Below are 25441 nucleotides of genomic sequence, written 5' to 3'. Positions count from 1 at the left end.
AAATTAGCGGACCTGTGTATTTACCACAAAAGAAAGAAGGAGCAAGATGATCGCAGATAAGATGAAGGGATTTGTGAAGAACAGTTCAGCGATAAGGGCAATGTTTGAGGAAGGCAAAAAGATGGCGTCAGTATACGGTGCGGAGAATGTCTATGATTTCAGTCTGGGCAACCCAAATGTAGCCCCGCCTGAAAAAGTGAAGGAAGCCATAGAGGCTATTTTAAAAGAAGAAAACCCATTGGAAGTCCACGGTTATATGAATAATTCCGGGTATGAAGGCGTGCGCTCCCAGATAGCAGAATCCTTAAATGAACGGTTTGGGACAGCCTTTGGCGCAGAGAATATCCTTATGACAGTAGGTGCGGCAGGCGGCCTGAATGTGATTTTAAAGTCCATTTTAAATCCGCAGGATGAGGTGATCACCTTTGCACCGTATTTTGGAGAATACAGAAGCTATGTGGAAAATTATGACGGCATCTTAAGGTCAGTGCCTCCCCACGCACCTGATTTTCAGCCGGATCTGGCGGCATTTGAGGAGATGATAAATGGCAGGACAAAGGCAGTTATCATCAACACTCCCAATAATCCCACAGGTGTCATCTATTCAGAAGAAACCATCACAAGGATGGCGGACATACTGAATAATAAACAGAAGGAATTCGGGACAGATATTTATCTGATCGCTGATGAACCATACAGGGAGCTGGCCTATGACGGCCTTAATGTCCCATATTTGACAAAGTATTATGACAATACAGTGGTAGGGTATTCCTACAGCAAGTCATTGTCACTGCCGGGAGAGAGGATAGGCTACCTGGTCATTCCGGATGAGGCTGCTGACAGCGAAGAACTGAGGGCTGCCGCCAATGTGGCCAACAGGATACTGGGATTTGTCAACGCTCCCTCTCTTTTCCAGAAGGTTGTGGCCCGCTGTACCTCGGCGTCAACGGACATTGAGTATTATGACAGGAACAGAAAGCTTCTCTACAGCGGGCTCTCAGAGATGGGATATGAATGCGTGAAGCCTGAAGGGGCCTTTTACCTGTTCGTGAAGTCACCCCTGGAGGATGAAAAGGCGTTCTGTGAGGCGGCTAAAAAGTACCATATCCTTATTGTGCCGGGAAGCTCCTTTGCCTGCCCGGGCTATGTCAGGATCGCCTACTGTGTTGCATATGAAACTATCGAAAAAGCTCTGCCTTATTTTAGAAAGCTGGCAGAGGAATATATAAATAACTAAGGAGAATTTCATGAAAGCATGGGAAAAGAATGTCAGGACCGTGGTTCCGTATGTGCCGGGAGAACAGCCGAATCAGCCGGGAATGATAAAGCTGAATACAAATGAAAATCCTTATCCGCCTGCTCCGGGAGTGGCTTCGGCGCTCAGAGAGATGGACGCAGAAGCGCTGCGCCTCTATCCTGATCCGGCAGCTTCAGACCTGACCGGGGCGCTGGCAGAGAGATACGGTCTTGAAGAGGATCAGGTATTTGTGGGAGTGGGGTCTGATGATGTGCTGGCTATGGCATTTATGACCTTCTTTCATTCAGGAAGGCCTATCCTGTTCCCCGATATTACATATTCATTTTATGATGTTTGGGCCGACCTGCTCAGGATTCCGTATGAATGCCAGCCTCTCGATGAGAATTTTAATATTGTTAAAGAGAATTATAAGAAATATAACGGCGGAGTCATATTTCCGAATCCAAATGCTCCCACGGGGATAGCGCAGGATTTAACAGATATTGAGTATATCATACAGCAGAATCAGGACGTGGTTGTGATCGTGGATGAGGCCTATATCGACTTCGGCGGAGAATCAGCTGTGAGCCTGATTGACAAATATGACAATCTTCTTGTTGTGCAGACCTTTTCAAAATCCCGTTCCATGGCAGGCATGAGAATTGGTTTTGCCATGGGAAATAAGAGCCTGATCAAATATTTAAACGACGTGAAATATTCCTTCAATTCTTATACCATGGACAGGACGGCCTTAGTCCTGGGTGTGGAGGCAGTGAAGGATGAAGCATATTTTCAGGAAACTACAGAGAAGATCATACAGACAAGGGAATGGACAAAGAGAGAGCTTAAAAAACTGGGCTTTCATTTTGCAGATTCCTGCGCCAACTTTTTATTTGTGACACATGAAAAGTATCTGGCCAGGGATTTATTTGAAGCATTAAAGCAGAAGAGGATATATGTGCGCTACTTTAACAAGCCAAGGATAGACAATTTCCTGCGCATCACGATCGGGACTGGCCAGGAGATGCAGGCCCTTGTGGATTTCCTTAAGGCATACACGGCACAGTGAGAGAAATAAGGAGGAGAAATCAGTATGCAGGCTTATACAAGCTTTGCCCGTGTGTATGACACGTTCATGGATAATGTGCCCTATGAGCAGTGGGGAGAATATGTCTGTGGATTATTGGAAGAATATCATATTAGGGATACGCTGGTGCTGGAGCTGGGCTGCGGTACGGGAAGCCTTACTGAATACCTGGCCGGGCGCGGATATGACATGATCGGGATAGATAATTCTCCTGACATGCTGGAGATAGCCATGGAGAAGAAGCGCTCTTCCGGCCGCGATATCCTTTATCTGATGCAGGACATGAGGGAATTTGAGCTGTACGGGACGGTGGCTGCTGTAGTCAGTGTCTGTGATTCTATAAATTACATTACTTCGGAGGATGAACTGAGGCAGGTCTTCTCCCTGGTCAATAATTACCTGGATCCGGGCGGCCTTTTTCTCTTTGACCTGAATACAGTCTATAAATATGAGCAGCTCCTGGGGGACTGTGTCATAGCCGAAAACCGCGAGGAATGCAGCTTTATTTGGGAAAACAGCTATTTCCCTGAGGAGGAAGTCAATGAATATGATCTGACTATCTTCATGAGGGAAGAGGGAGGCCTGTACCGGAAATATGAGGAGACACACTTCCAGAAAGCATACAGGCTTACTGTGATCCGGCGGCTTTTAGAAGAAGCGGGAATGGAATTTGTGGCTGCCTATGATGCATTCACAAAGGAGGCGCCAAAGGAGGACAGTGAGAGGATCTATGTCCTGGCGCGGGAAAAGGGAAAACAAAGAAAGTAATAGAAAAGAGGAACCGATATGGCAGATTATATAGTCAGGGCGACTGCGGCAGATAACCAGATAAGGGCGTTTGCAGCTGTCACAAGAGAGATGGCAGAGGAGGCAAGAAGAGTCCACGGCACCAGCCCGGTGGCAACAGCAGCCCTGGGACGCCTTCTGAGCGCAGGAGCTATGATGGGAGTAATGATGAAGGGAGAAAATGACCTTCTGACACTTCAGATAAGGGGAGACGGTCCAATAAAAGGGATCACCGTGACGGCAGATTCCCATGGCAGAGTCAAGGGCTATGTGGGAGAGCCTGGTGTGATGCTGCCTGCAAATGCAAAAGGAAAGCTGGATGTCTCAGGAGCAGTTGGAAAAGGATTTTTGAATGTAATTAAAGACATGGGCCTGAAAGAACCATATGCAGGACAGACTGCTCTGCAGACAGGTGAGATTGCAGAAGATCTGACTTATTATTTTGCGGTTTCTGAGCAGGTTCCTTCATCTGTGGGGCTGGGAGTACTCATGAACCACGATAATACCGTAAGGCAGGCAGGCGGATTCATCATTCAGCTCATGCCTTTTACAGATGAAGCTGTCATAGATGCCCTGGAGAAAAAGATCTCAGAAATGGCGTCAGTAACATCCATGCTGGACGGGGGAGATACACCTGAGCAGATACTGGAAAAACTGCTGGGAGATTTCGGCCTTGAGATAAATGAAAAGTATCCTGTGTCTTATTACTGCAACTGCAGCCATGAGCGTGTGGAGAAAGCTATCATCAGCATCGGGAAAAAGGATATCCAGGAAATGATAGATGACGGAAAGCCCATAGAAGTGAACTGTCACTTCTGCAATAAAAGCTATACATTTGATGTGCCGGAGCTAAGAGAGATGCTTAAGAAAAGCAAATAGGGTTACTGGTCACGGAGTGAACAGTAACCAAATAGGTAACTATTCAGCAGGTCTGTGCATGTAACTGTGAAGGTACAGAACAGTTACAATCAGATAAGAGATGAGAGGAGGACGCCAGTTGAGGGACGGATTTATCAGGGTAGCGGCAGTGACGCCGGATGTGAGGGTGGCAGACTGTATTTTTAATACAGAGCAGATATGTATGAGGATGGATGAGGCCTGCGGACATGGAGCAAAGATCCTTGTATTTCCCGAGATGTGTATTACAGGGTATACATGTGAGGATTTGTTCAGACAGGATCTGCTGTTAAAGGAAGCGCGGAAGTCTCTGCGGGAGATCATATTCCATTCCAGAGGAAAGGATGCTCTTATATTTGTGGGGCTGCCCTGGGAGCAGGAGGGAAAGCTCTATAATGTGGCAGCAGCCGTCAGCGGCGGCAGCCTTCTGGGCCTGGTGCCGAAAAAGTGTATCCCCATGTACTCTGAATTCTATGAAGGACGATATTTTTCGCCGGGGAATGAAGAAGTCATATGGACGGAATTTGACGGGAAGCCGGTTCCTTTTGGCAGCAGCCAGCTGTTCGCCTGCAGGGAGATGGAGGGCCTGAAGGTAGCGGCTGAGATCTGTGAAGATATCTGGAGCCCCAAGCCCCCAAGCATTTCTCATGCCATGGCAGGTGCCACAGTGATCGTGAACCTTTCCGCCAGCAATGAGAATACGGGGAAAAGCATTTACAGAGAATCCCTCGTAACAGGCCAGTCGGCCCGTCTGGTCTGCGGATACATCTACACAAGCGCGGGAGAGGGAGAATCATCTACAGACCTGGTTTTTAGCGCCCATAATATGATAGCGGAAAACGGGACTCTTCTGGCCCAGTCAGCCCGGTTTAAGAATGAGACGGTATACAGTGATCTGGACATTTTCCGCCTGCTCAGTGAGCGGAGGAGAATGAGCACGTTCACCTCAGCTGAAAATGCGGATTACCAGAAGAATGCATTCCATCTGGAAACAGAAGAAATGAAGCTGGAGCGCTTTTTTGATCCAGCTCCGTTTGTACCGGGCGTCAAGGAGGACAGGGACAGAAGATGTGAGGAGATACTCTCCATACAGGCCCTGGGATTGAAAAAGCGTATGCAGCATACAGGCTGCAGGAGTATAGTAGTGGGGATCTCAGGCGGTCTGGATTCCACGCTTGCACTTTTAGTTATGGCAAAGGCATGCGACATGCTTTCTCTGCCAAGGAATACCATCACTGCAGTGACCATGCCGTGTTTTGGGACTACGGACAGGACTTATACGAATGCATGTACGCTGACAAGGAAGCTGGGAGCCAATCTGCTGGAAGTGGATATTAAGGAGGCCGTTAAGCTGCATTTCAGGGATATCGGACATGACCCTGATGTGCATGATGTAACTTATGAAAACAGCCAGGCAAGGGAAAGGACTCAGGTTTTGATGGATGTGGCGAACCAGCTGGGCGGAATGGTCGTGGGTACTGGAGATATGTCTGAGCTGGCTCTGGGCTGGGCCACTTATAACGGAGACCATATGTCTATGTACGGGGTGAATGCATCCGTGCCAAAGACACTGGTGCGCCACCTGGTATCTTATTATGCGGACACCTGCGGTGACGGGGAGCTGTCCCGGACACTTGAAGATGTGCTGGATACACCTGTCAGCCCGGAGCTGCTTCCTCCAAAAGACGGCGAGATCGCTCAGAAGACGGAGGATCTGGTGGGGCCGTATGAGCTTCATGATTTCTTCCTGTACTATGCACTCAGGTTTGGCTACAGCCCGTCAAAGATCTACAGGATCGCAAAGATTGCTTTTGATGGGGCCTACAGTAAAGAGACAATACTGAAATGGCTGAAGAAGTTCTACTACAGGTTCTTTTCACAGCAGTTCAAGCGTTCGTGCCTGCCTGACGGGCCCAAGGTAGGGTCTGTGGCAGTTTCACCCAGAGGTGATCTGAGAATGCCCAGCGATGCATGCGTGAGGCTTTGGATTGGGGATCTGGACAGGATAACAGCTGATTAGCAGTAAAAATCCCTGCCCGCACCGGTTATTACCGCTGTGGGACAGGGATTTTCAGTTTTTGTTATTTCTTCTTATTCTTCTTATTTTGGCTTTGCAGCTCATAATAAAGTCTGGCAGCCAGCTGGGACACCCACATGATAAGCAGGAGGCCGGTCAGCGTAAGAGCTATATATACGAGTGCGATCTCCTTTACAAACCAGGTCACCACAAGAAGGATCACCAGTCCCACAAAACATGTAAAATAAGCAGCCTGGAATCCGATGCTGTTGCATTTTGCAGTCAGTGCAGCGCCTTCTTCGGCGGAACTGATCTCTGTGGGAGGAGAAAAACTCTGCAGCAGAGATGTGATGCCAAAGAAAAAAACAAAAAGTGTCAGAATAATCAGCTGGAAATAATCGATGACAGGATAGCGGAAAGCCTTCACAATAACCATAGCCAGCAATAAAAGGCCAAGCAGGAGCCAGCCTATGCCGATCAAAAACTTTTTTGTACTATGTACCTCCATCCGAGATATGTCTCCTTTCGGGCAGGTCCGGAGTCTGGACAATAGATGCACGGTCCTGTTGAATCATTACTACAGTTACCATATTACCATTTGTGACGTTTTTTTGCAAGACAGACAGCTGCCGGAACAGTATACTTAATAGTCAAATGTATTTTCTCCAACATCTATTTTTTGGAGCAGCTTTTCATCCGGGTAGGGCTTGCGGATCTCGATCAGGTTTAAAACTGTATATCCGTGCCTGCGCAAAAATGCGATCATCTGGCTGTTATTGGGGTGCACGTAATTATACACAGTAGTCTCTCCAAATGATGCGGCGATCTCTTCAGCCTTTTTAAATAATGCGGTAGCTGTTCCTTTTCTGCGGTATGCTTCATGTACGAAAACAGATTCCACCCACACAACAGGCCTGTCCACCCGGCACACGAGATAACCGGTGTAAGTACCGCCTTCTTTTGCTGCAAAGCAGGGAAAACCTGAATTCAGATATTCCACGATTTCAGCCAGCCCCGCGTCATTATCAGGCAAAGAGCTTATCCCCTTGAATTGTTTTAAAGCAACACGAAATAAAGCGGCTAACGGCGCAATCATTTTAGCTTCGCTTTCGCCAATCTGGATAATTTCCATTTTTCTCTCCTCCTTACTGATTATAAAAATAGTATGTTTTATCCTCCAGAACACTTTTACATATGTCCTGATAAGGCGAAAACATACTATCTTTGATGTGGCAAATAAAAACAGTGGAGATAACGAGATTCGAACTCGCGACCTCATACATGCGAAGCATGCGCTCTCCCAGCTGAGCTATATCCCCGGATAATGCTGATCCATATAAAATATGTGAATTCCTCATTATAGTTGTACCTGATGACTATAGTTATTATATCATGTTTTATTTAAAAGTGAAGAGGATTTTTGAAAGTAGCAGAAAATATTTTGTCACTGTTCGGAGTGGGCAGTAACAATATTTTGTCCCGGACTGTTGAATTATTTTATGATCTCTGGTAAAAATGGAGATAGAGATGCAGCAGGACTGGGAGATAAGAAGAAAGGCAGGTAGGGAGCAATGTGCGGAAGATATTATATAGATGATTCTACAGGCAGGGAGATCGAAAAGATCGTGCGCCAGGTCAGTGAAAGACTGGCGCAGATGAGAAAGAGCGGTGATGTGGTGCCCACACAGGGAGCGCCGGTGATCATAGGCAGAAATGAAGAATTTGCGGAGGAGCTCTTTGTCTGGGGATTTCCGGGAATCCAGAAAAAGGGAGTGATATTTAATGCGCGCAGTGAGACAGCTCTGGAGAAGCGCATGTTTTCTGAAAGTGTCCGCAAAAGGAGATGTGTGATACCGGCCGCAAAATTCTATGAATGGGATTCTGATAAAAATAAAGTGACATTTATGCGCGAGGATGGAAAAGTATTATATCTGGCAGGTTTTTATGGGGATTTTGAGGGGGAAGAGCGGTTTGTGATCCTGACTGCGGAGGCTGATGAATTCGTAAAAGATGTTCATAACAGGATGCCTTTGATCCTGGAGGAGGATGAACTGCGGGACTGGATATTTGACGGAGAGAAGGCCAGGGAGATGCTCAGGCCTAAAAAAATACCGCTGAAAAAGAGCGGTGGGTATGTTCAGCAGACGCTGGATCTGTGGTAAGGATGACAGAAAATTCCACTTTACATCGAACATATATACGGATATAATGAAAATGTGAGGTGGAACATATGTTTGATAAAACGATATTTCATATTGATGTTAATTCCGCCTTCCTCAGTTGGGAGGCGGTTCATCGTCTGGGGCACAGGGGTGCAAGGCTGGACCTGCGCACGGTCCCGTCGGCAGTGGGCGGAGATATTTCTATGCGTCACGGAATCATACTGGCGAAGTCCATCCCGGCCAAAAAGTACGGGGTCAGGACAGGGGAGTCTATACCGGAGGCTCTGCAGAAGTGTCCGGAGCTTGTGATCGTGCCCCCGAACTACGAATTATACGATAAGACTTCAAAAGCATTTATAGAATTGCTGAAGGAATATACACCAGATGTGGAACAGTACAGTGTCGATGAGGCTTTTGCTGATATGACCGGAACGGCAGGACTGTGGGGGGACCCTGTATCCGCGGCGGAACGTCTGAGAAACCAGGTCAGGCAGGAGCTGGGATTTACAGTGAATATCGGAGTTTCACAGAATAAGCTGCTGGCCAAGATGGCTTCAGATTTTAAGAAGCCGGACCAGGTCCATACATTGTTCAGGGAAGAAATATATGATAAGATGTGGCCCCTGCCTGTGGAGGATCTGTTTTTTGTGGGGAGGGCCACCTCCAGAAAATTATACAATATGGGAATCCACACCATCGGAGATCTTGCGCAGACATCCCCGGACATCCTGAGGGCCCACCTGAAAAAGCACGGGGAAGTGATATGGAATTTTGCAAACGGAAGGGATGTATCTGTAGTCGAAAAAGATCCTCCTGCAAATAAGAGCTATGGAAACAGCACAACCATAGCGTTTGATGTGACAGACCCGGGAACAGCCAAAATGGTCCTGCTGGCCCTGGCGGAGACAGTGGCGTCCAGGATGAGGAAGGACGGGGTGAAAGCGGAGATGGCAGCTGTGGGGATCAAGGATTTTGAGTTTCACTATACTGGGCATCAGAGGGTGCTGCAAAGCGCTACGAATATTACACAGGAGATACACAGAGCGGCAGTGCAGCTGTTTGATGAGCTGTGGGATGGCAGACCTGTCAGGCACCTGGGCCTGTGGGCGGGAAGGATCAGGGAAGCAGAGTGTTCCCGCCAGCTGATCCTGTTTGACGGCACAGATTATGAAAAATTAGAGAAAATGGATATGGCGGTAGATGATGTCCGCAGAAAATTCGGGATCGATGCAATTAAGCGGGCGGCCTTTGTTCATACGGGCAGCGGGCCAAAGTCTTTGAATGAAAATAATATTGATCATATGTCAGGAGGCATATCCAGGGAACGCAGGCATGTAGATTATGACAAGGTGCAGATTCTGTAAATCATGAAATGGGGTGAAGATGATGGCATTTGGGATTGGGACGAATATGGAGGAGGCAGATGCGGGGAACGTGAGGGGAATGCAGATCCCTGTGTGCTGCGACTGCTGGTTCACAAGAGATGGGAAAGGGATGCCCAGGCTGATCAAGTTCCAGGACGACCAGGAACAGATCCATACAGTCTCTGAGATACAGGTTTTGTATCAGGAGCAGAAACGGTACTGCGGACTGCCGTCCGTGGAGTATGCATGCAGGATAGTGGACGGCGGCAGGCAGAAGGATGTAAAGCTGATGTTCTGGCCTCAGGAGCAGAAATGGTCCATGGTAATCAGTACCCCGCCCGGGACAGTGGCATGTGAACAGTAACCAGTTTATAATTACCGAATTTAGTATAGAAAAATTTTATTTGAAACATCATAGTAAGTAAGGTAAAATAAATGCAGGAAACAGTAATTGAGTGTAACTATTAAGTCCCGGGTATCCGGATTGTGAAAGGAATCAGGCAGTATGAGAAGACAGGAATTTCTAAAAGAGCTGCAGGCACGTCTGGAGGGGGAATTGAGTCCCGCCCAGGTGCAGGAGCATATTCGTTACTATGATGAATATATAAGAGAAGGTGTCAGCGCAGGGAAGACAGAGGATGAGATGACAGCCAGCCTGGGCAGCCCGCTGCTTATTGCCAAAAGCATTCTGGAGACTGCCAGGGAAGCCAGGGAAAATGCAGGTACATCTGGCTATTCTCAGTATGGGAACGGGCAGAACGGCTATAATGACCAGGGATCATATGGGAATCAGGGCGGATTCGGCAGCCAGGGCGGTTTTGGAGGCCATGGAGGATTCGGCCCGGGAAACTGGGGCGGATGGCAGAATCAGGATGCAGGCCAGAGCCAGGGCGGAGGCTCAGGTTCCGGTATTGGAAAATGGCTGGCCATAGCCGTAATTATTGTTATAGTTGTGGCGCTGTTCTCGATCCTGGGATCTATTATGGCATTTGTACTCAGGTTCTTTTTCCCGATTCTTCTTATCGTGTTCATCGTATCTCTGGTGCGCAGAGGAGGCAGACGATGAAGATTTCTACAAAAGGAACATATGCGCTTGAGATCATTGTGGACCTGGCCATGCATTCGGAACCGGACAGGCTGGCCAGTCTTAAGGATATTGCGCAGAGAAGGCAGCTGTCGGAAAAGTATCTGGAAAGGATAGCCGGGATGCTGAAGAAGGCGGGACTAATAAGCAGTACACGCGGAGCGTATGGCGGATATTGTCTTGCAAAGGAGGCCGGGGATATCACAGTCCTTGAAGTACTGAGGGCGGTGGAAGGAAATCTTGCCCCTGTCAAGTGTCTGGTGTATTCCACTGACTGCGGCATAGAGTGTGAAAAATGTCCTACAAGAGGGACCTGGGGCGAGCTGTGGGAACGGATCAAGAGTGTGGCAGAGAGCGTAACCGTGGAAGAGCTGGCTGCCAGAGCAGGAGAGAAGTAAAAAAAAGAGTTGACATACAGTAAAAATAGGTGTATAAAAGAAAACATATAAAACATATATAAATGGTAGGAAAAAAGGAGGGGCTGCATGAAAATATCTACAAAAGGGAGATATGGCCTGAGGGCACTGGTTGATCTGGCGGCTAATGGCGACAATACCACAGTCTCACTTGTAAGCGTGGCACAGAGGCAGAAAATTTCCCTGAACTATCTGGAACAAGTATTTGCCACGCTGAGGAAGGCCGGAATTGTAAAAAGCGTCAAGGGTGCACAGGGAGGCTATATGTTATCAAAAAGGCCTGAAGAGATATGCCTGGGGGATATCCTGACTGCCTTGGAAGGCAGGTTTTCAATAGTGGATGAGCCGGAATCAGAAAAGGCAGATGACAATCTGAGAAAGACTCTTAATGAAATGGTCTGGGACAGAATTAATGATTCTGTAAATCAATTTCTGGAGGAGAGAACACTGGCGGAGCTGGTTGAAAATTACCGGCGGCTGAATATGCAGGAAGGGAACATGTATTATATTTAATTTTTTTAGGATTAATTCCTACTAAATAACTATGGTAACTAATAATTAAATATATAAATGAGAAGAGGAGATACTATTATGAAAGAAGAAAGACAGTTAAAATTTGAGACACTTCAGTTACATGTAGGCCAGGAAGAGCCGGATGTGGTATCCGACGCACGGGCAGTGCCTATTTACCAGACTACCTCTTATGTTTTCAGGAACTGCGAGCACGCGGCAGCCAGATTTAATCTGTCGGATGCAGGGAATATTTACGGGAGGCTGACAAATACTACCCAGGATATCTTCGAGAAGAGGATCGCTGCTCTGGAAGGCGGTGTGGCGGCGCTTGCAGTGGCATCCGGGGCGGCAGCAGTTACGTATACGTTCCAGAATCTGGCCCAGGCAGGCGACCACATTGTCGCAGCCAAGACAATTTACGGGGGCAGCTACAATCTCCTGGCCCATACACTTCCTGAATATGGTATCTCCGCTACATTTGTGGATCCGGACGAGGAGGGCAGCTTTGAAAAGGCAATCCGGGAAAATACAAAGGCAATTTTTATTGAAAGTATAGGAAATCCCAATGCCAGCCTGATAGATATAGAAAAAACAGCCCGGATCGCACACAGCCACAAGATCCCTCTTGTAGTTGACAGCACATTTGCCACACCCTACCTTCTCCGTCCCTTAGAGCACGGCGCTGACATTGTAGTCCACTCGGCAACTAAGTTTATCGGAGGGCACGGAACCACCATCGGTGGAGTTATAATAGACGGCGGAAAATTTGACTGGGAAGCATCAGGAAAGTTCCCGTCACTGACAGAGCCAAATCCCAGTTATCATGGGGCAAGCTTTACAAAAGTGGCAGGACCGGCTGCCTTTGTGACAAAGATCAGGGCGATCCTGCTCAGGGATATGGGAGCAACCCTTTCCCCGATCCACGCCTTTATTTTCCTTCAGGGACTTGAAACACTTTCACTTCGTGTGGAGCGTCATGTGGAAAATACACTGAAGGTGGTGGAGTACCTGAATAATCATCCTCAGGTGGAGAAGGTAAACCATCCGTCTCTCCCGGACAGCCCATATAATGAGCTGTATAAACGTTACTTTCCAAAAGGAGGGGCATCCATCTTCACATTTGAGATCAAGGGAGGTGCAAAAGAAGCCCAGGAATTCATTGATCACCTGGAAATATTCTCACTTCTGGCAAATGTTGCAGACGTAAAATCCCTTGTGATCCATCCGGCCAGTACAACACATTCACAGATGACAGAAGAAGAGCTGCTGGATTCAGGCATTAAACCGAATACGATCAGGCTTTCCATAGGGACAGAGCATATAGATGATATTATCTATGACCTGGACCAGGCATTCAATAAAATCAGTGTTATACAGTAACAACGCAGCTGCAAAAATAAAAGTAATAATAAAAAAGATAGGAGACATAAAATGGCAAGGATATATGAAAATATTACAGAACTTATAGGGGGAACACCTCTTGTAGAAATGAAGAAACTGGAAAAAAAGGAAGGGCTGAAGGGCAGAGTAGCCGTAAAGCTGGAATATTTTAATCCTGCGGGCAGCGTGAAGGACCGTGTTGGAAAGTCTATGATTGAAAATGCGGAAAAACAGGGCCTGATTAAACCGGGAGCAACGATCATTGAGCCGACAAGCGGAAATACGGGTATAGGGCTGGCAAGTATAGCGGCTGCCAGGGGATACAAAGCAGTGTTTGTGATGCCGGAAACTATGAGTATAGAGAGAAGAAAGCTTCTGAAGGGATATGGGGCAGAGATCGTGCTCACAGAGGGCAGCAAGGGGATGAAGGGGGCCATAGCCAAGGCTGAAGAGCTGGCAGGGGAAATCCCGGATTCATTTTTAGCAGGTCAGTTTGAGAATCCTGCAAACCCTGCGGTTCATGAGAGGACTACAGGACCGGAGATCTGGAACGATACGGATGGAAAGGTAGATATTTTTGTGGCAGGCATCGGAACAGGAGGGACAATCACAGGTACAGGACACTATCTCAAGGAAAAGAATCCGGAAGTAAAAGTAGTGGCGGTAGAGCCTGCTGCGTCACCGGTCCTGACAAAGGGAACGGCCGGACCTCATAAGATCCAGGGTATCGGTGCAGGCTTTGTGCCGGATGTGCTGGACACAAAAGTATATGATGAGGTGGTAACGGTAGAAAATGATGCGGCAATACAGACAGCCAGGCTGATCGCACATGAAGAGGGCATACTTGTGGGGATCTCTTCAGGAGCATCACTGTGGGCTGCCATGGAGCTTGCAAAACGGCCTGAAAACGAAGGAAAGCTTATCGTGGCTCTCCTGCCGGACACAGGAGAGCGTTATCTTTCTACAGAGCTGTTTGAGGACTGAGAGAGAGGGATGTCTGCTCAGCAGCCTGAAAAGGTGTCTGTTTTATAGACCCTGGTATAAAGAATTTTTTTCCAGGGCAGGAAATCTTCCGCTGTAAGGGCGGCAGGATAACTCATGATATAAAGGGGAAGGTTATCCTTCCCTTTTTGCATGGGCGGCTGCAGATAGGCAAATGTATTAAGCCGGAACCCCAGCCTTTCATAGAAGCCTATCCTTCGTTTTGCAATCTCATTTTCAGGAAGCTCTACTTCCAGGACAGCGGGAAGACAGGAGGAATCCAGCCAGTCCGCCAGCATTTCTTTTCCAAGCCCGTGTCCCCTGAGTGCCGGATTTACAGCGAAATGTTCCGCAAAACGGAAGTCTCCGAAGTCCCATGTGCTCAGAAATCCGCCCAGAGTTCCATTGTCCTGCCTGACGATCCATACCTGATAAGCGTTGTCCTTAAATAAATCTCTCTGGTCTTTTTTAGTTCTGTGTTCTATGTCAGGAAAAGACGTCTCCATCAATTCGTAGATCTCATCAAAATCTTTTAATCCGGCTAGTGTCAGTCTGCTCATAATATTTCTCTCCATTCTGCCTGAAAGGCTTATCTGTTACTGTCCGATCAGTGATCAGTAACGCTCATTTACTTCAGAATGATACATGGTAAAAATACGTTTGTCAATCAGCCTGCCGAAGATAATCATTAAGTTTTTATTACTATTTTTTTGTAAAGGTTTTTTGTAAATTCTTATGGTTTCCTGAAGTTCATGGACAGCCATTGAAATATGGAGTATAATATAATTAATCAACTAGGCGAATTTGCACAAATATAAGGAGGAGGCGCAACTATGAAAAAATCAGTAAAACGTCTGATGTCCTGTGTTCTGGCGATGCTGTTTCTGGTCGGGACAGTATTTGGGAATGCAGGCACATTGACAGCAGAAGCATCGGGGGATGGTGGAGGCACAACGTACAGCGGAAGGATTGTCTACCACCTGACTGATGGAAAAGAAGATGCAGGCACCGGCCAGGAAGGAACCCAGGAGGATACCGGAGAACCCGTTGAGGGAGGTGAGCTGTCGGAAGGCGGTGAAGGCCAGGAAATACCAACAGATGTAACTTCAGAAGAAACAGGCAAGACAATAGAGCAGGCTTACTCTTTTGTATGGGACGGAGTGGATGAAGACCTGGAAGCAGCTCTTAAGGGCTCGGAAATTTCTCTTGAGAAAGTAAAGACAGTTCTGGAAGAATCAGGAATTACGAATGAAGGTAACGTAGCAGCAGGCTGGAAGGTAAAGAAGCAAAATCCAGAAGCAGGCGAAGAAAATGTTAAGGTCATCAGGAATGCGTGGGATATCCCGGCAGAACTGTTCCGCGAAAATCAGGGGGGAACTATTGATCTTGAACCTGCGTGGGGTAAAGAGTCGAATGTCACTTATTCTATTTCGAATGATGGAACAGAGGCATCGCATTCTATTCTCGCAATAACAGGAGAGAAGTATAAGGTCAGCGGTTTTGAAGAGATTGCAGGCGCAGCAGAATTTCAGACACCGGAAAATATAGAATTTACCGGCTGGAATACTTCCTGGGACGGGACTGGTGAAAACTATGCAGCAGGCAGTGAAGTGACATTGAATGAAGGCGGCCTGGTACTGTATGCACAGTGGCAGGACACAGGCGCTGCCGGTACAGAGGATACCGGAACTACTGAGCCAGTCACAGAACCTCAGACAGGTGATGATGGAACAGGGAGTACGGAGCTTGGCACAGAGCCGCAGACAGAGCCAGATGGCGGAACAGGAAGTACGGAGCCTGGCACAGAGAACGGCTGGGAGCCGCAGACAGAGCCATCTAATGTAGGTAGTCCGCTGGGCAATGGACTGCCGGATTTTCATACTATAACATTTGATGGAAATGGAGCCACATATAATGTTCCAGAAGCGGTTAAAGCATTACTGGCAGAAGGCGTATATACAACTACAATCCCTGATGTAACGCCAGAATTAGAAGGATATTCTTTTAATGGATGGCGGGATGATGAATGGAATTATTATAACCCAGGTGCTCCAGTGACTGTCAGTACAGATGTGACTCTGTATGCAGACTGGACTAAAACATGGAAGGTTACTTTTGAAGGAAATGGTCAAACAGGAAGAAATGTACCGGAACCAATTATAGTCAGAGAAGGCGACAGCTTAACATTAGATGAGACAATACCAGTTCCGGAGAGGGATTCCTATATATTTGAAGGCTGGAGTTATAATGATACGCTTTATAATACCTGGGATACAATCGAGAATATCACAAGTGATATAACTTTGATGGCATCATGGAAAGCAGTTCCTGTGGAATTTAGCATAACCTTTGATGGCCAGGGAGCAACAGAAGGAGTACCGGGGAACGACAGCGTAGAGGAAGGAAATCCCTACACAATTCCATCGGATGTGCCGGAGAAAGCAGGGTATATATTCAAAGGCTGGAGCGATGGCCAGAATGTGTATGCAGCAGGCACTGACATAACAGATATAAAAGGAAACATTACATTAACAGCAGTGTGGAAAGGTTATTATAGTATAACCTTTGACGGTCAGGGAGCCACAGGAGGAGTAGTGCCTCAGGGAGCCAGTGTTGAAGAAGAAAGTTCCTACACAATTCCAGCAGAAGTGCCGGAGAAAACAGGTTATACATTCAAAGGCTGGAGCGATGGCCAGAATGTGTATGCAGCAGGCACTGACATAACAGATATAAAAGGAAACATTACGTTAACAGCAGTGTGGAAAGGTTATTATAGTATAACCTTTGACGGCCAGGGAGCCACAGGAGGAGTAGTGCCTCAGGGAGCCAGCGTTGAAGAAGGAAATTCCTACACAATTCCAACAGAAGTGCCGGAGAAGACAGGTTATACATTCAAAGGCTGGAGCGATGGCCAGAATGTGTATGCAGCAGGCACTGACATAACAGATATAAAAGGAAACATTACGTTAACAGCAGTGTGGAAAGGTTATTATAGTATAACCTTTGACGGCCAGGGAGCCACAGGAGGAGTAGTGCCTCAGGGAGCCAGCGTTGAAGAAGGAAATTCCTACACAATTCCAACAGAAGTGCCGGAGAAGACAGGTTATACATTCAACGGCTGGAGTGATGGCCAGAATATTTACAAAGCAGGCACTGACATAACAAATATAGCTGGAAATATCACGTTTACAGCAGACTGGCAGGAAATACCGAAGACATATTACAACATAACCTTCGACGGCCAGGGAGCGACAGGCGGAGTAGTACCGCAGGCAGCCAGCGTGGAAGAAGGAAATTCCTACACAATTCCAGCAGAAGTGCCGGAGAAGACAGGTTATACATTTAAAGGTTGGAGCGATGGGCAGAACACGTATAATGCAGGCGCTGAATTGACAAATATAGCTGGAAATATTACATTTACAGCCATTTGGGAGGCAAAGGCACCGGAGCATGTGCCAGTAGTGCCTGATCCGGCTAACAGTACAGTCAGTGGCATCAAGAGTGGTTCAGTATTTACTGTAGGCGACAAGCCATCCTTTGAGGTTAAGGGAGCAGGAATGGATAATAATGCTCCGGGCAAAGGCGATGTGAGATATGTGCCGTCTGACTGGACAGCAGGAAATAATACAGCAACATGGCAGAATGGACCATATAAGGGTACACTTGATCTTGGCAAAGGAGACTATACACTTCAGATAAACCTCAAAAAGCAGGTCTATGATGGAGCACAGTGGACAGCTGATGGTACGACAGCATCTATAAAGATCAACTTTACCATAAAGGAAAAGGAGACAGAAGCTCTTCCGGAGACTAAGACTGTTTCACTTTCTTCAGGCCAGACTGTGATCAGTGCAGATGATATGAATAAGCTGATTGCAGATAATGCGAAACAGAATATTGTAATTAATAATGGTAGTGTATCATTTACGTTCCTGAAAGGAACAATGCAGGCTGTAGAAGGAGTTACGAATTATGATTTCGGAACCTCCCTGAACAGCGGAACTAACTATGAAAAGGCAAAAAGTCTGGCTGGAAAGCAATTTGTAGAATTTATACATTTTAACCATGACGGACAGCTGCCGGGCAAAGCTATTATAAGATTCCCTCTGGATCAGGCACATGCAGGAGCTCTCTGCTATTATTATTACTACAATCCTGAAAAAGAAGGGTTTACTCTGGTACAGGAGGTGACAATAGGCAGTGACGGCTATGGACAGATAGAACAGGAACATTGTTCCGACTATGTGCTCACAGATTCGAAACTGTTGAAAACGATCCAGGGTGTTACTCAGATCAGCAATCCTACGAATGTACCTAAAACAGGCGATAATACACAGATTATTATATGGATTGTAATACTCGCAGTAGCACTCGTATGTATAGTGATAGTTGGAGTGATTTTTGTAAGAAAGCGTAAGAAATAGCATTACAGTTCAGCCATTTGCCTTTCGGCAGATGGCTGAATTACTGCATAGGGTGTTGAGGGCTACGGAGTGAACAGGAACCAGTAACTTTGAACATCTGCTTTGGACTAATAAAAAGACTTTCCTTTTGTAAAGAACTGTATTATAATAAATCCGTTAATTAAATTTCTGGAGGAGAGTTAAAATGAAAAGAAAAAGTATTATCAGTGTTTTGATGCTTCTGGTTATGGTATTTGCGCTTGCAGGATGTAAGAAAACGCCGGCAATCGTAGGTGCATGGACAGGAAAGACGATTGAGTCTGCAGGAATCAGCATGGACATGGAAAAATTTGCAGAACAGCTTGGAGAAGCCGGCGCTAATTTCAAAATGACAATGGATGTGAAAGAAGACAATACATTTACTGTGGATTTCAATGGTGAAACAGAGCAGGGAACATGGAAAGAAGACGGAGATAAGTACACTCTGACAGTTGATGGTGAAGATCAGGTTGTTACTATCGAAGATAACCAGCTCGTTTTTGAGATGACAGAAGAAGATCAGACAGTTAGATTGATCTTCGCAAAATAAGCAGACGATTTTAAATGGATTTTTGAATATGACTGTGAAGGTACCAAACAGTTACATATAACGAAAATAAAGAGTGGGGACACTGCATTTTGCAGTGTCCCCGTTTTTCAAATACGCTATAGAACATCGGTCAGGTTAAGAGTTCAGCTGTCTGATTTCTTTTTGTTTACGGCTGTCAGCTGCATTTAGCGGAAGCCAGACGATGAAGGTAGTGCCGGATTGTGCACTGCTTTCTGCATGGATCCTGCCTTTGTGTTTCTTAACGATAGTCTGGGCGATGGAGAGGCCCAGGCCGTAGCCGCCCTCTGTGCGGGCTCTCGATTTGTCAGAGCGGTAGAAACGTTCGAACAAATGTGAGAGTTCACCGGGGGGTATGGCGTCTCCTGTATTATTAACAGACAGACATGCTTTCTCCTGAACCTGCTCTAATATCACTGTGACCTTTTTCTCCTTTCCGGCGTATTTGCAGGCATTGTCAAGAAGAATGGCTGTCAGCTGTTTGATCTGCCCCTCGTCTCCCAGCATGGAAAGTCCGGGCGTTACAGATTCATTCAATGTCACTCCCTGCTCAAAGGCAACTGATTCGAAGGGGAGAAGACAGCTCCACACTGCATCACTCAGATTGAAGGTATTAACGGCTGCAGGGACGGTATTTGATTCTGAACGCGCCAGGAACAGCAGGTTTTCTACCAGTTTCTTCATACGGGATGCCTCAGTATGTGTATTTTCAATCCAGCGGAATTGATTTGATATCGTTTCCTCCTTGTGTGAGAGGAGGATTTTTAAATTTGCAAGTATGACAGTCAGGGGTGTCTTTAATTCATGTGACGCGTCTGCTATGAACTGATTCTGCTGGTCCCAGGCCCGTTCTACAGGCGTCAGGGCCCATTTAGCCAGGAACAGGCTGATGATAAAGAAAGCGGCCATGCTGCCTGCAAGTATAAGCAGTGATGTCAGGATCAGGCTTCTCATAGAACTGGATTCGTGGGTGGTGTCTGCGAAAGCGATTCTGGTGAAATCTGATGTATTATCTATCAGAAATCGGAGTGAAAGGCTTTTTAAATTTCCGCGCCGTTCCCCCGTTTCAAGGGCAGCGGCCACTGCCTCGCTGGCCAGGTCTTCTGTAACTGTTGACTGGTTCCCACCTGTGATCGATGCGATGGTATTGTCATCATTGAGTGTGACTACGAAAACAGGAACAAGATTAAAGGGAGATTTTTCTCCTCTGCCTATGCGGTCCTTCCCAAATTCGAATTTAGTCTCGTTTGTTCCGAGCCTGTTGTCCTCAAGCGAATGACGGAGCGCATTCATATTGTCATTTTCATATTTCTGGTAACTGGAAAAACAGAGGACGGAGAATACAGCCATGAGAACTATAAATATAAGTGACATATTGATGATTATGAATTTTCTCCGCAGTTTTTTAATCATTGCCTGCCTCCAGCCGGTATCCCATCTTCCGCACCGTACCTATGGAAGTTGATGATCCAAGATAGAAAAATTTCTTGCGCAGGAAAGATATATATGCCTCCACATTGTTATCCTCGGCGTTAGAATCATTTCCCCATACTTTCGTGATAAGTATTTCTTTTGAGATCAGGATTCCAGGGGAGGACATCAGGATCTTTAATATTTCAAATTCTTTGTAGCCAAGGTGGATAGATTTTGCCCCGCACCAGAGGTCACAGGTTGACAGATTCAAAGTGAGATCGGCAAATGAGAGCTCTTCTAATACTACATCGCCCTGGCGTCTGGACAGTGCGCGTATCCTGGCCAGGAGCTCTTCGGGAACAAAGGGCTTTGTCATATAGTCATCGGCACCCTTGTCCAGCCCCATGATCTTGTCATTTACATCGTCTCTGGCGGTCAGCATGATGACGGGAGTGGCGATCTTAGCGGCGCGAAGCTCTTTTACAATATCAAATCCATTTTTTCCGGGCAGCATCACATCCAGAACGATTACGTCATAGATGCCGCTGACGGCATAGGCCAGCCCGTCAATGCCGTTGTAGACTACATCTGCCATATATTTTGCTTCTTCCATGATCTGTCCGAGTGCATCCGCCAGGCGCACTTCGTCTTCTACAATTAATATCCTCATTTTTTCCCTGCTTTCTGATCAGTATCTCCGTTTTTTAATCTATGTCCTGCCATATAAGCCAGGCGTCCAGCATATCTGAATAAGTATTTTCATTTTAAATTATATAAGATAAAAGAATTATGTACAACTACTCTTCTGCACAAGTGTGACAGGAGGCTGTGGATAAATATTCTGTTAGCTTTAGTATAGTGTGGATAGCTGAAATTACTCTGAAAATATTTACTGAAAACTTTTAAGTGTAATTTCAGGTTATGTCTGTATGATAATGAGGAACGCCATAAAGAGGAGTACAGTCCGGCTCTGAACGGGCCGGATGGCAGCGAGGAGGATCATAATATGAGTGAACAGGAAATATTTCAAAGATATGAGAAAAAATACCTGCTGGAAGAGGGGCAGTTCCAACTGCTTAAAAAGGAGCTGGAAGGGAAGATGACTATGGATCAGTATGGAAAGCATACCATATGCAATATTTATTTTGACACTCCGGATTATCTGCTGATCAGGACATCCCTTGAAAAGCCTGTCTATAAAGAAAAACTCAGACTGAGAAGCTATGGGATACCTAAAGAGGAGGATCTTGTATTTGTTGAGCTGAAGAAAAAATACTACGGCATCGTATATAAGAGAAGGGCAGCTATGAAGATGTCTGATGCCAGAGCATATCTGTATGAGGGAAAACGTGAAGGCAAAAAGGGACAGGTCATAAAAGAGGTGAATTATACTCTGGACAAATACGGGCTGGAGCCTAAGGTATATCTTTCTTATGACAGGATCGCAATGTTTGGGAATATGGACCCGAATCTCAGGGTTACTTTTGATTTTAATATCAGAGGCAGGAATACAGCTCTTGATCTGACGAACGGAGTTTATGGGGAAAATATACTGGGAAATGGACAGGTATTGATGGAAGTGAAGACAGCAGGCGCCATTCCTGTATGGATGGCCAGGATTTTAGGAGAGGCTGGAATATTTACCACTTCATTTTCAAAATATGGAGAATTTTACAAGCAGGAAATAATTCAGGATGTTTTTGGGGATCAGGTACAGAAAACAGCAAAAGGAGGAAGCAATTGTGCTTAACAGTATTATATCAGGAAATACATCAACAGGGGTAACACTTACAGAATTTATATTATGCACGGGAGGTGCACTTGTCCTTGGAATTCTGATAGCAGCAGTACATATGTATAAAAACAGATATACCAAAAACTTTATATTGACATTGACAATGCTCCCCGTAGTGGTTGAGGCCGTTATTATGCTGGTAAATGGAAACCTGGGTACTGGCGTGGCAGTTATGGGCGCTTTCAGCCTGGTGAGGTTCAGATCCGTGCCCGGCAATTCAAGGGAGATAGGCAGCCTGTTCCTTGCTATGGCTGTGGGACTGGCTGCAGGCATGGGTTATCTGGGGATAGGATTTTTGCTTGTGCTGATCGTTGGGGCAGCAACAATCCTGTTTGTGACGATTCCCTTCGGGGAAGAGAGAGGCCAGGGAAAAGACCTGAAGATAACCATCCCTGAGAGTCTTGATTACTCAGGAATCTTTGACGATGTATTTGAAAAATATACAGATGGAGCTGAACTGATCAAAGTAAAGACAGTAAATATGGGAAGCCTGTATGAGCTTCATTATCAGGTACAGCTAAAGGATCAGAAACTGGAAAAAGCTTTTCTGGATGATATACGCTGCCGCAATGGCAATCTGAACATTGTATGCGGGAGGATAGCATCTGAACGGGAGGAATTATAATGAAAATAAGAAGAAAACAGCTGACGGCGCTTGGGATTGCAGCATGTATGACAGTCATGTATCTGCCGGGATGCAGCAGGCAGGCGCGTTTGGAGAACAGTACAGCAGCAGATGCACAGGAAACTGCCCGGACAGAGGAGGATGCTGCCGGTGACAATACAGATTCAGAAGATTCAGAGAGTCCGGCTGATACGGCTGGTATATCAGCCGCCGGCATACAGGCAGAGTATGACGATGAGGACCTGGATGCATCATGGGATGAAAAAGATGCTGTGGTGATTTCCTGTGATGGAGATAATATCTCAATTGACGGAAAGGGTGTGGAAGAAAAAGACGGAGTGATCACAATTACTGCTGCGGGGACATATGTATTTTCTGGTGAGGTGTCAGATGGCCAGATCCGGGTAGATGCGGGGAAAGAGGACATAGTCAGAATAGTACTGAATGGATTTTCCATAACATGTGCAGATGGAAGCGCCCTGTACGGGAAAAAAAGTGAAAAAATAATACTGACTCTGGTAGAGGGGACTGAAAACGTGCTGGCTGATGGAGAGGATTATAAACTGGAAGATGGTGAAGACGAGCCGGATGCAGCATTTTTCAGTAAAGACGATATTACAATCAATGGCGAAGGAAAGCTTACAGTAAACGGAAATTATCAGGATGGCATCAGGAGCAAGGATGACTTGAAAATCGTTTCCGGCACTATTGAAGTCACGGCTGTGGCAGACGGAATCAAGGGGAAAGACAGTATTGCAGTAAAAGACGGCACAATAACTGTCACAGCGGGCAATGACGGGATGAAGTCAAATAATGATAAAGAAGCAGATAAAGGATACGTTGTATTAGACGGAGGTACATTAAACATTACATCCGGAAATGACGGCGTACAGGCCGAAACGATCCTTCAGGTAAACGGAGGAAATATTGAGATAGAGGCCGGAGGAGGAAGTTCCCAGGCTGTGGCAAAGACAACAGAGGGATTTGGCGGAATGGGCGGCCGGATGAACGGCATGCTTGGCAGAGGACAGTGGAGTGAAAAGGGCGGGATGCCAGAGATGCCTTCTGACGGAGAAGTTCCAGAGATGCCATCCGACGGAGAGATGCCAGACATGCCGTTTGGCGGAGAGGCACCAGAGATGGGCGGGGATGGAGAAATGCCGGATATGCCATCTAATGGAGAAGCACCAGATAAGGCCGAGGATGGAGAAATGCCGGATATGCCGTCTAACGGAGATGCGCCAGAGATGGGCAGTAATGGAGAAATGCCGGATATGCCGTCTAACGGAGATGCACCAGAAATGGGCAGTAATGGAGAAATGCCGGATATGCCGTCCGATGGAGAGGTACCGGAGACGGGCGAGGATGGAAAAATGCCGGAGATGCCATCTGGCGGAGATGTTTTGGAAATGGATCAGGATGGAAAAGCTGCGGATTCCGCTCAGGCCGGCAGCACGGAGACAGAATCCGACAGTATGAAAGCATTAAAAGGAGGAACTGCAGTTATTGTCACAGGCGGTGAAATCAAGGTTGATTCTGCGGATGACGCCCTGCATTCAAACGGCGATGTCACAGTTTTAAGTGGAACTCTTGATCTGGCTACGGGAGATGACGGTATCCATGCTGACGGAGCACTCAGAATAGACGGGGGGACTATAACGGTATCCCAGAGCTATGAAGGACTTGAAGGCTTTACAATAGATATTAACGGCGGCACTATACACGTGGTATCGTCTGATGATGGCTTGAACAGTGCAGGAGGCAGCGACAGCGGTGAAGGCAGTGATTTCATGGCAGGAGGTTTCGGAGGCGGTATGGGAGGAAACCAGGCCATAGAAGGATGTTACATCAGAATCACTGACGGATTAGTCTATGTGGATGCATCAGGAGACGGACTTGACTCAAATGGAGATCTGTATGTGGACGGAGGAACGGTTCTTGTATGCGGACCCACCAGCGGAGCGGACGGCGCTCTGGACTATAATGGGGCAGGAGCCATAACAGGCGGTACTGTAGTGGCAGTAGGAAGCGCCGGAATGGCCCAGGGATTCTCTGACAGCTCCACACAAAGTTCCATGCTGGTTTATTTTGATGAAACACAGGCGGCAGGCACAACTCTGAGCCTCACAGATGAAAATGGGAACACAATATTTAGCTTTACTCCAGGCAAAGAGTACCAGACAGCAGTAATCAGTACACCGGAATTAAATGATGGGCAGACATATGATATATACAGCGGTACAAGTGCAGAGGGCGAAGAAAATGAAGGCTATATATCAGGCGGCATATTCAGCGGAGGCGAGAAGCTGCTGAGTGTGACAATTGACGGCGTGGCCACTTCAAACAGAAGTACGGCAGCCGGGAATATGGGCGGTTCCGGCCAGGGAAGAAACGGGGCCTGGGGGAAAGATAAAGCAAAACAAAAAACAACAGGTGAAATAACAGAAGACACGGTAAAAGAAACGACAGGCGGTAAGGCATCAGACGAGACAGACGGCAGCGTATCAGACAAAACAGATGGCAGGACCTCAGACGAACCAGCCGAAGATACAACAGAAAACATGACAGAAGAGGTTATGGAGAAAACATCTGGAGGAATCGTAGTATAGATGTGAGGTAAAAGAAAAATCCCTTGTCAATTTCAGCCCCTGTATGATATATTGAGAAAAAAGGA

General features: G+C 46.6%; 23 protein-coding genes and 1 tRNA gene. 18 read left to right on the top strand and 6 right to left on the bottom strand.

Going from position 1 to position 25441, the window contains the following annotated elements; all coding sequences use genetic code 11:
* The first annotated feature begins 46 nt into the window (after positions 1–46).
* The 5 genes from NSB28_RS17890 to NSB28_RS17870 all read left to right on the top strand — a co-directional run bounded on the left by NSB28_RS17890 (position 47) and on the right by NSB28_RS17870 (position 6027).
* A complete protein-coding gene (locus NSB28_RS17890) occupies positions 47–1237 on the top strand; it encodes a pyridoxal phosphate-dependent aminotransferase (RefSeq protein WP_109747951.1) in 1191 nt (396 codons plus the stop codon).
* A 10-nt stretch (positions 1238–1247) separates the two neighbouring features.
* Positions 1248–2306 (top strand): histidinol-phosphate transaminase, encoded by a 1059-nt coding sequence (gene hisC / locus NSB28_RS17885; RefSeq protein WP_109747952.1) that lies wholly within the window; start codon positions 1248–1250, stop codon positions 2304–2306.
* 24 nt (positions 2307–2330) lie between these two features.
* Positions 2331–3092 (top strand): class I SAM-dependent DNA methyltransferase, encoded by a 762-nt coding sequence (locus tag NSB28_RS17880; RefSeq protein WP_109747953.1) that lies wholly within the window; start codon positions 2331–2333, stop codon positions 3090–3092.
* Positions 3093–3110: 18 nt separating this feature from the next.
* Complete coding sequence (gene hslO / locus NSB28_RS17875; RefSeq protein ID WP_109747954.1) at positions 3111–3989, top strand: Hsp33 family molecular chaperone HslO; 879 nt, start codon at positions 3111–3113, stop codon at positions 3987–3989.
* A 118-nt stretch (positions 3990–4107) separates the two neighbouring features.
* The gene (locus NSB28_RS17870) at positions 4108–6027 is read left to right on the top strand and encodes an NAD(+) synthase (protein WP_257497915.1); all 1920 of its coding nucleotides are present in this window, start codon (positions 4108–4110) and stop codon (positions 6025–6027) included.
* A gap of 61 nt (positions 6028–6088) precedes the next feature.
* Here NSB28_RS17870 and NSB28_RS17865 read toward each other — a convergent pair whose 3' ends face one another.
* From NSB28_RS17865 to NSB28_RS17855, 3 genes are all read right to left on the bottom strand, one after another.
* Positions 6089–6532: a hypothetical protein gene (locus tag NSB28_RS17865; protein WP_109747956.1), complete on the bottom strand. Its 444-nt coding sequence runs from the start codon at positions 6530–6532 to the stop codon at positions 6089–6091.
* 135 nt (positions 6533–6667) lie between these two features.
* On the bottom strand, positions 6668–7156 hold the full coding sequence (locus tag NSB28_RS17860) for a GNAT family N-acetyltransferase (RefSeq protein WP_109747957.1): 489 nt from the start codon (positions 7154–7156) through the stop codon (positions 6668–6670).
* Positions 7157–7270: 114 nt separating this feature from the next.
* Positions 7271–7343: transfer RNA gene (locus tag NSB28_RS17855), tRNA-Ala, on the bottom strand.
* A gap of 252 nt (positions 7344–7595) precedes the next feature.
* Here NSB28_RS17855 and NSB28_RS17850 point away from each other — a divergent pair.
* From NSB28_RS17850 to cysK, 8 genes are all read left to right on the top strand, one after another.
* On the top strand, positions 7596–8186 hold the full coding sequence (locus tag NSB28_RS17850) for an SOS response-associated peptidase (protein ID WP_109747958.1): 591 nt from the start codon (positions 7596–7598) through the stop codon (positions 8184–8186).
* 68 nt (positions 8187–8254) lie between these two features.
* Positions 8255–9550 (top strand): DNA polymerase Y family protein, encoded by a 1296-nt coding sequence (locus tag NSB28_RS17845; RefSeq protein ID WP_109747959.1) that lies wholly within the window; start codon positions 8255–8257, stop codon positions 9548–9550.
* Positions 9551–9569: 19 nt separating this feature from the next.
* Positions 9570–9914, top strand: coding sequence for a hypothetical protein (locus NSB28_RS17840; RefSeq protein WP_109747960.1), 345 nt, complete (start codon positions 9570–9572; stop codon positions 9912–9914).
* A gap of 141 nt (positions 9915–10055) precedes the next feature.
* Positions 10056–10616 carry a DUF1700 domain-containing protein gene (locus NSB28_RS17835; protein ID WP_109747961.1) on the top strand — a complete coding sequence of 187 codons (561 nt, stop codon included), beginning with the start codon at positions 10056–10058 and terminating at the stop codon, positions 10614–10616.
* A complete protein-coding gene (locus tag NSB28_RS17830) occupies positions 10613–11032 on the top strand; it encodes an RrF2 family transcriptional regulator (RefSeq protein ID WP_109747962.1) in 420 nt (139 codons plus the stop codon). Before NSB28_RS17835 ends, NSB28_RS17830 begins: the two co-directional genes overlap by 4 nt.
* A gap of 87 nt (positions 11033–11119) precedes the next feature.
* Complete coding sequence (locus NSB28_RS17825) at positions 11120–11563, top strand: RrF2 family transcriptional regulator (RefSeq protein WP_109747963.1); 444 nt, start codon at positions 11120–11122, stop codon at positions 11561–11563.
* A gap of 78 nt (positions 11564–11641) precedes the next feature.
* A complete protein-coding gene (locus tag NSB28_RS17820) occupies positions 11642–12943 on the top strand; it encodes an O-acetylhomoserine aminocarboxypropyltransferase/cysteine synthase family protein (protein WP_109747964.1) in 1302 nt (433 codons plus the stop codon).
* 51 nt (positions 12944–12994) lie between these two features.
* On the top strand, positions 12995–13927 hold the full coding sequence (gene cysK / locus NSB28_RS17815; protein WP_109747965.1) for a cysteine synthase A: 933 nt from the start codon (positions 12995–12997) through the stop codon (positions 13925–13927).
* Positions 13928–13944: 17 nt separating this feature from the next.
* Here the strand turns inward: cysK and NSB28_RS17810 are convergent, their stop codons facing one another.
* Positions 13945–14484 (bottom strand): GNAT family N-acetyltransferase, encoded by a 540-nt coding sequence (locus tag NSB28_RS17810; protein WP_109747966.1) that lies wholly within the window; start codon positions 14482–14484, stop codon positions 13945–13947.
* 273 nt (positions 14485–14757) lie between these two features.
* Between NSB28_RS17810 and NSB28_RS17805 the strand changes: the two genes are divergently transcribed.
* The gene (locus NSB28_RS17805) at positions 14758–18348 is read left to right on the top strand and encodes an InlB B-repeat-containing protein (protein ID WP_109747967.1); all 3591 of its coding nucleotides are present in this window, start codon (positions 14758–14760) and stop codon (positions 18346–18348) included.
* 184 nt (positions 18349–18532) lie between these two features.
* Complete coding sequence (locus NSB28_RS17800) at positions 18533–18916, top strand: lipocalin-like domain-containing protein (protein ID WP_109747968.1); 384 nt, start codon at positions 18533–18535, stop codon at positions 18914–18916.
* A gap of 135 nt (positions 18917–19051) precedes the next feature.
* Here NSB28_RS17800 and NSB28_RS17795 read toward each other — a convergent pair whose 3' ends face one another.
* Both NSB28_RS17795 and NSB28_RS17790 read right to left on the bottom strand, forming a co-directional pair.
* Positions 19052–20347 (bottom strand): ATP-binding protein, encoded by a 1296-nt coding sequence (locus NSB28_RS17795; protein ID WP_109747969.1) that lies wholly within the window; start codon positions 20345–20347, stop codon positions 19052–19054.
* Positions 20340–21017 carry a response regulator transcription factor gene (locus NSB28_RS17790; RefSeq protein WP_109747970.1) on the bottom strand — a complete coding sequence of 226 codons (678 nt, stop codon included), beginning with the start codon at positions 21015–21017 and terminating at the stop codon, positions 20340–20342. The genes NSB28_RS17795 and NSB28_RS17790 overlap by 8 nt, the downstream gene beginning before the upstream one ends.
* Before the next feature lie 336 nt (positions 21018–21353).
* Between NSB28_RS17790 and NSB28_RS17785 the strand changes: the two genes are divergently transcribed.
* The 3 genes from NSB28_RS17785 to NSB28_RS17775 are packed head-to-tail and all read left to right on the top strand — an operon-like array spanning position 21354 to position 25376.
* Positions 21354–22097 carry a polyphosphate polymerase domain-containing protein gene (locus NSB28_RS17785; protein ID WP_109747971.1) on the top strand — a complete coding sequence of 248 codons (744 nt, stop codon included), beginning with the start codon at positions 21354–21356 and terminating at the stop codon, positions 22095–22097.
* The gene (locus NSB28_RS17780) at positions 22090–22767 is read left to right on the top strand and encodes a DUF4956 domain-containing protein (RefSeq protein ID WP_109747972.1); all 678 of its coding nucleotides are present in this window, start codon (positions 22090–22092) and stop codon (positions 22765–22767) included. Before NSB28_RS17785 ends, NSB28_RS17780 begins: the two co-directional genes overlap by 8 nt.
* Entirely contained in the window at positions 22767–25376 is a 2610-nt protein-coding gene (locus NSB28_RS17775) for a carbohydrate-binding domain-containing protein (protein ID WP_109747973.1), read from the top strand. Before NSB28_RS17780 ends, NSB28_RS17775 begins: the two co-directional genes overlap by 1 nt.
* Positions 25377–25441 lie beyond the last annotated feature (65 nt).

This window comes from Murimonas intestini (assembly GCF_024622195.1).
GTDB classification, from domain to species: Bacteria; Bacillota; Clostridia; order Lachnospirales; family Lachnospiraceae; genus Murimonas; species Murimonas intestini.
This window is presented reverse-complemented; position numbering and strand designations above follow the sequence as displayed.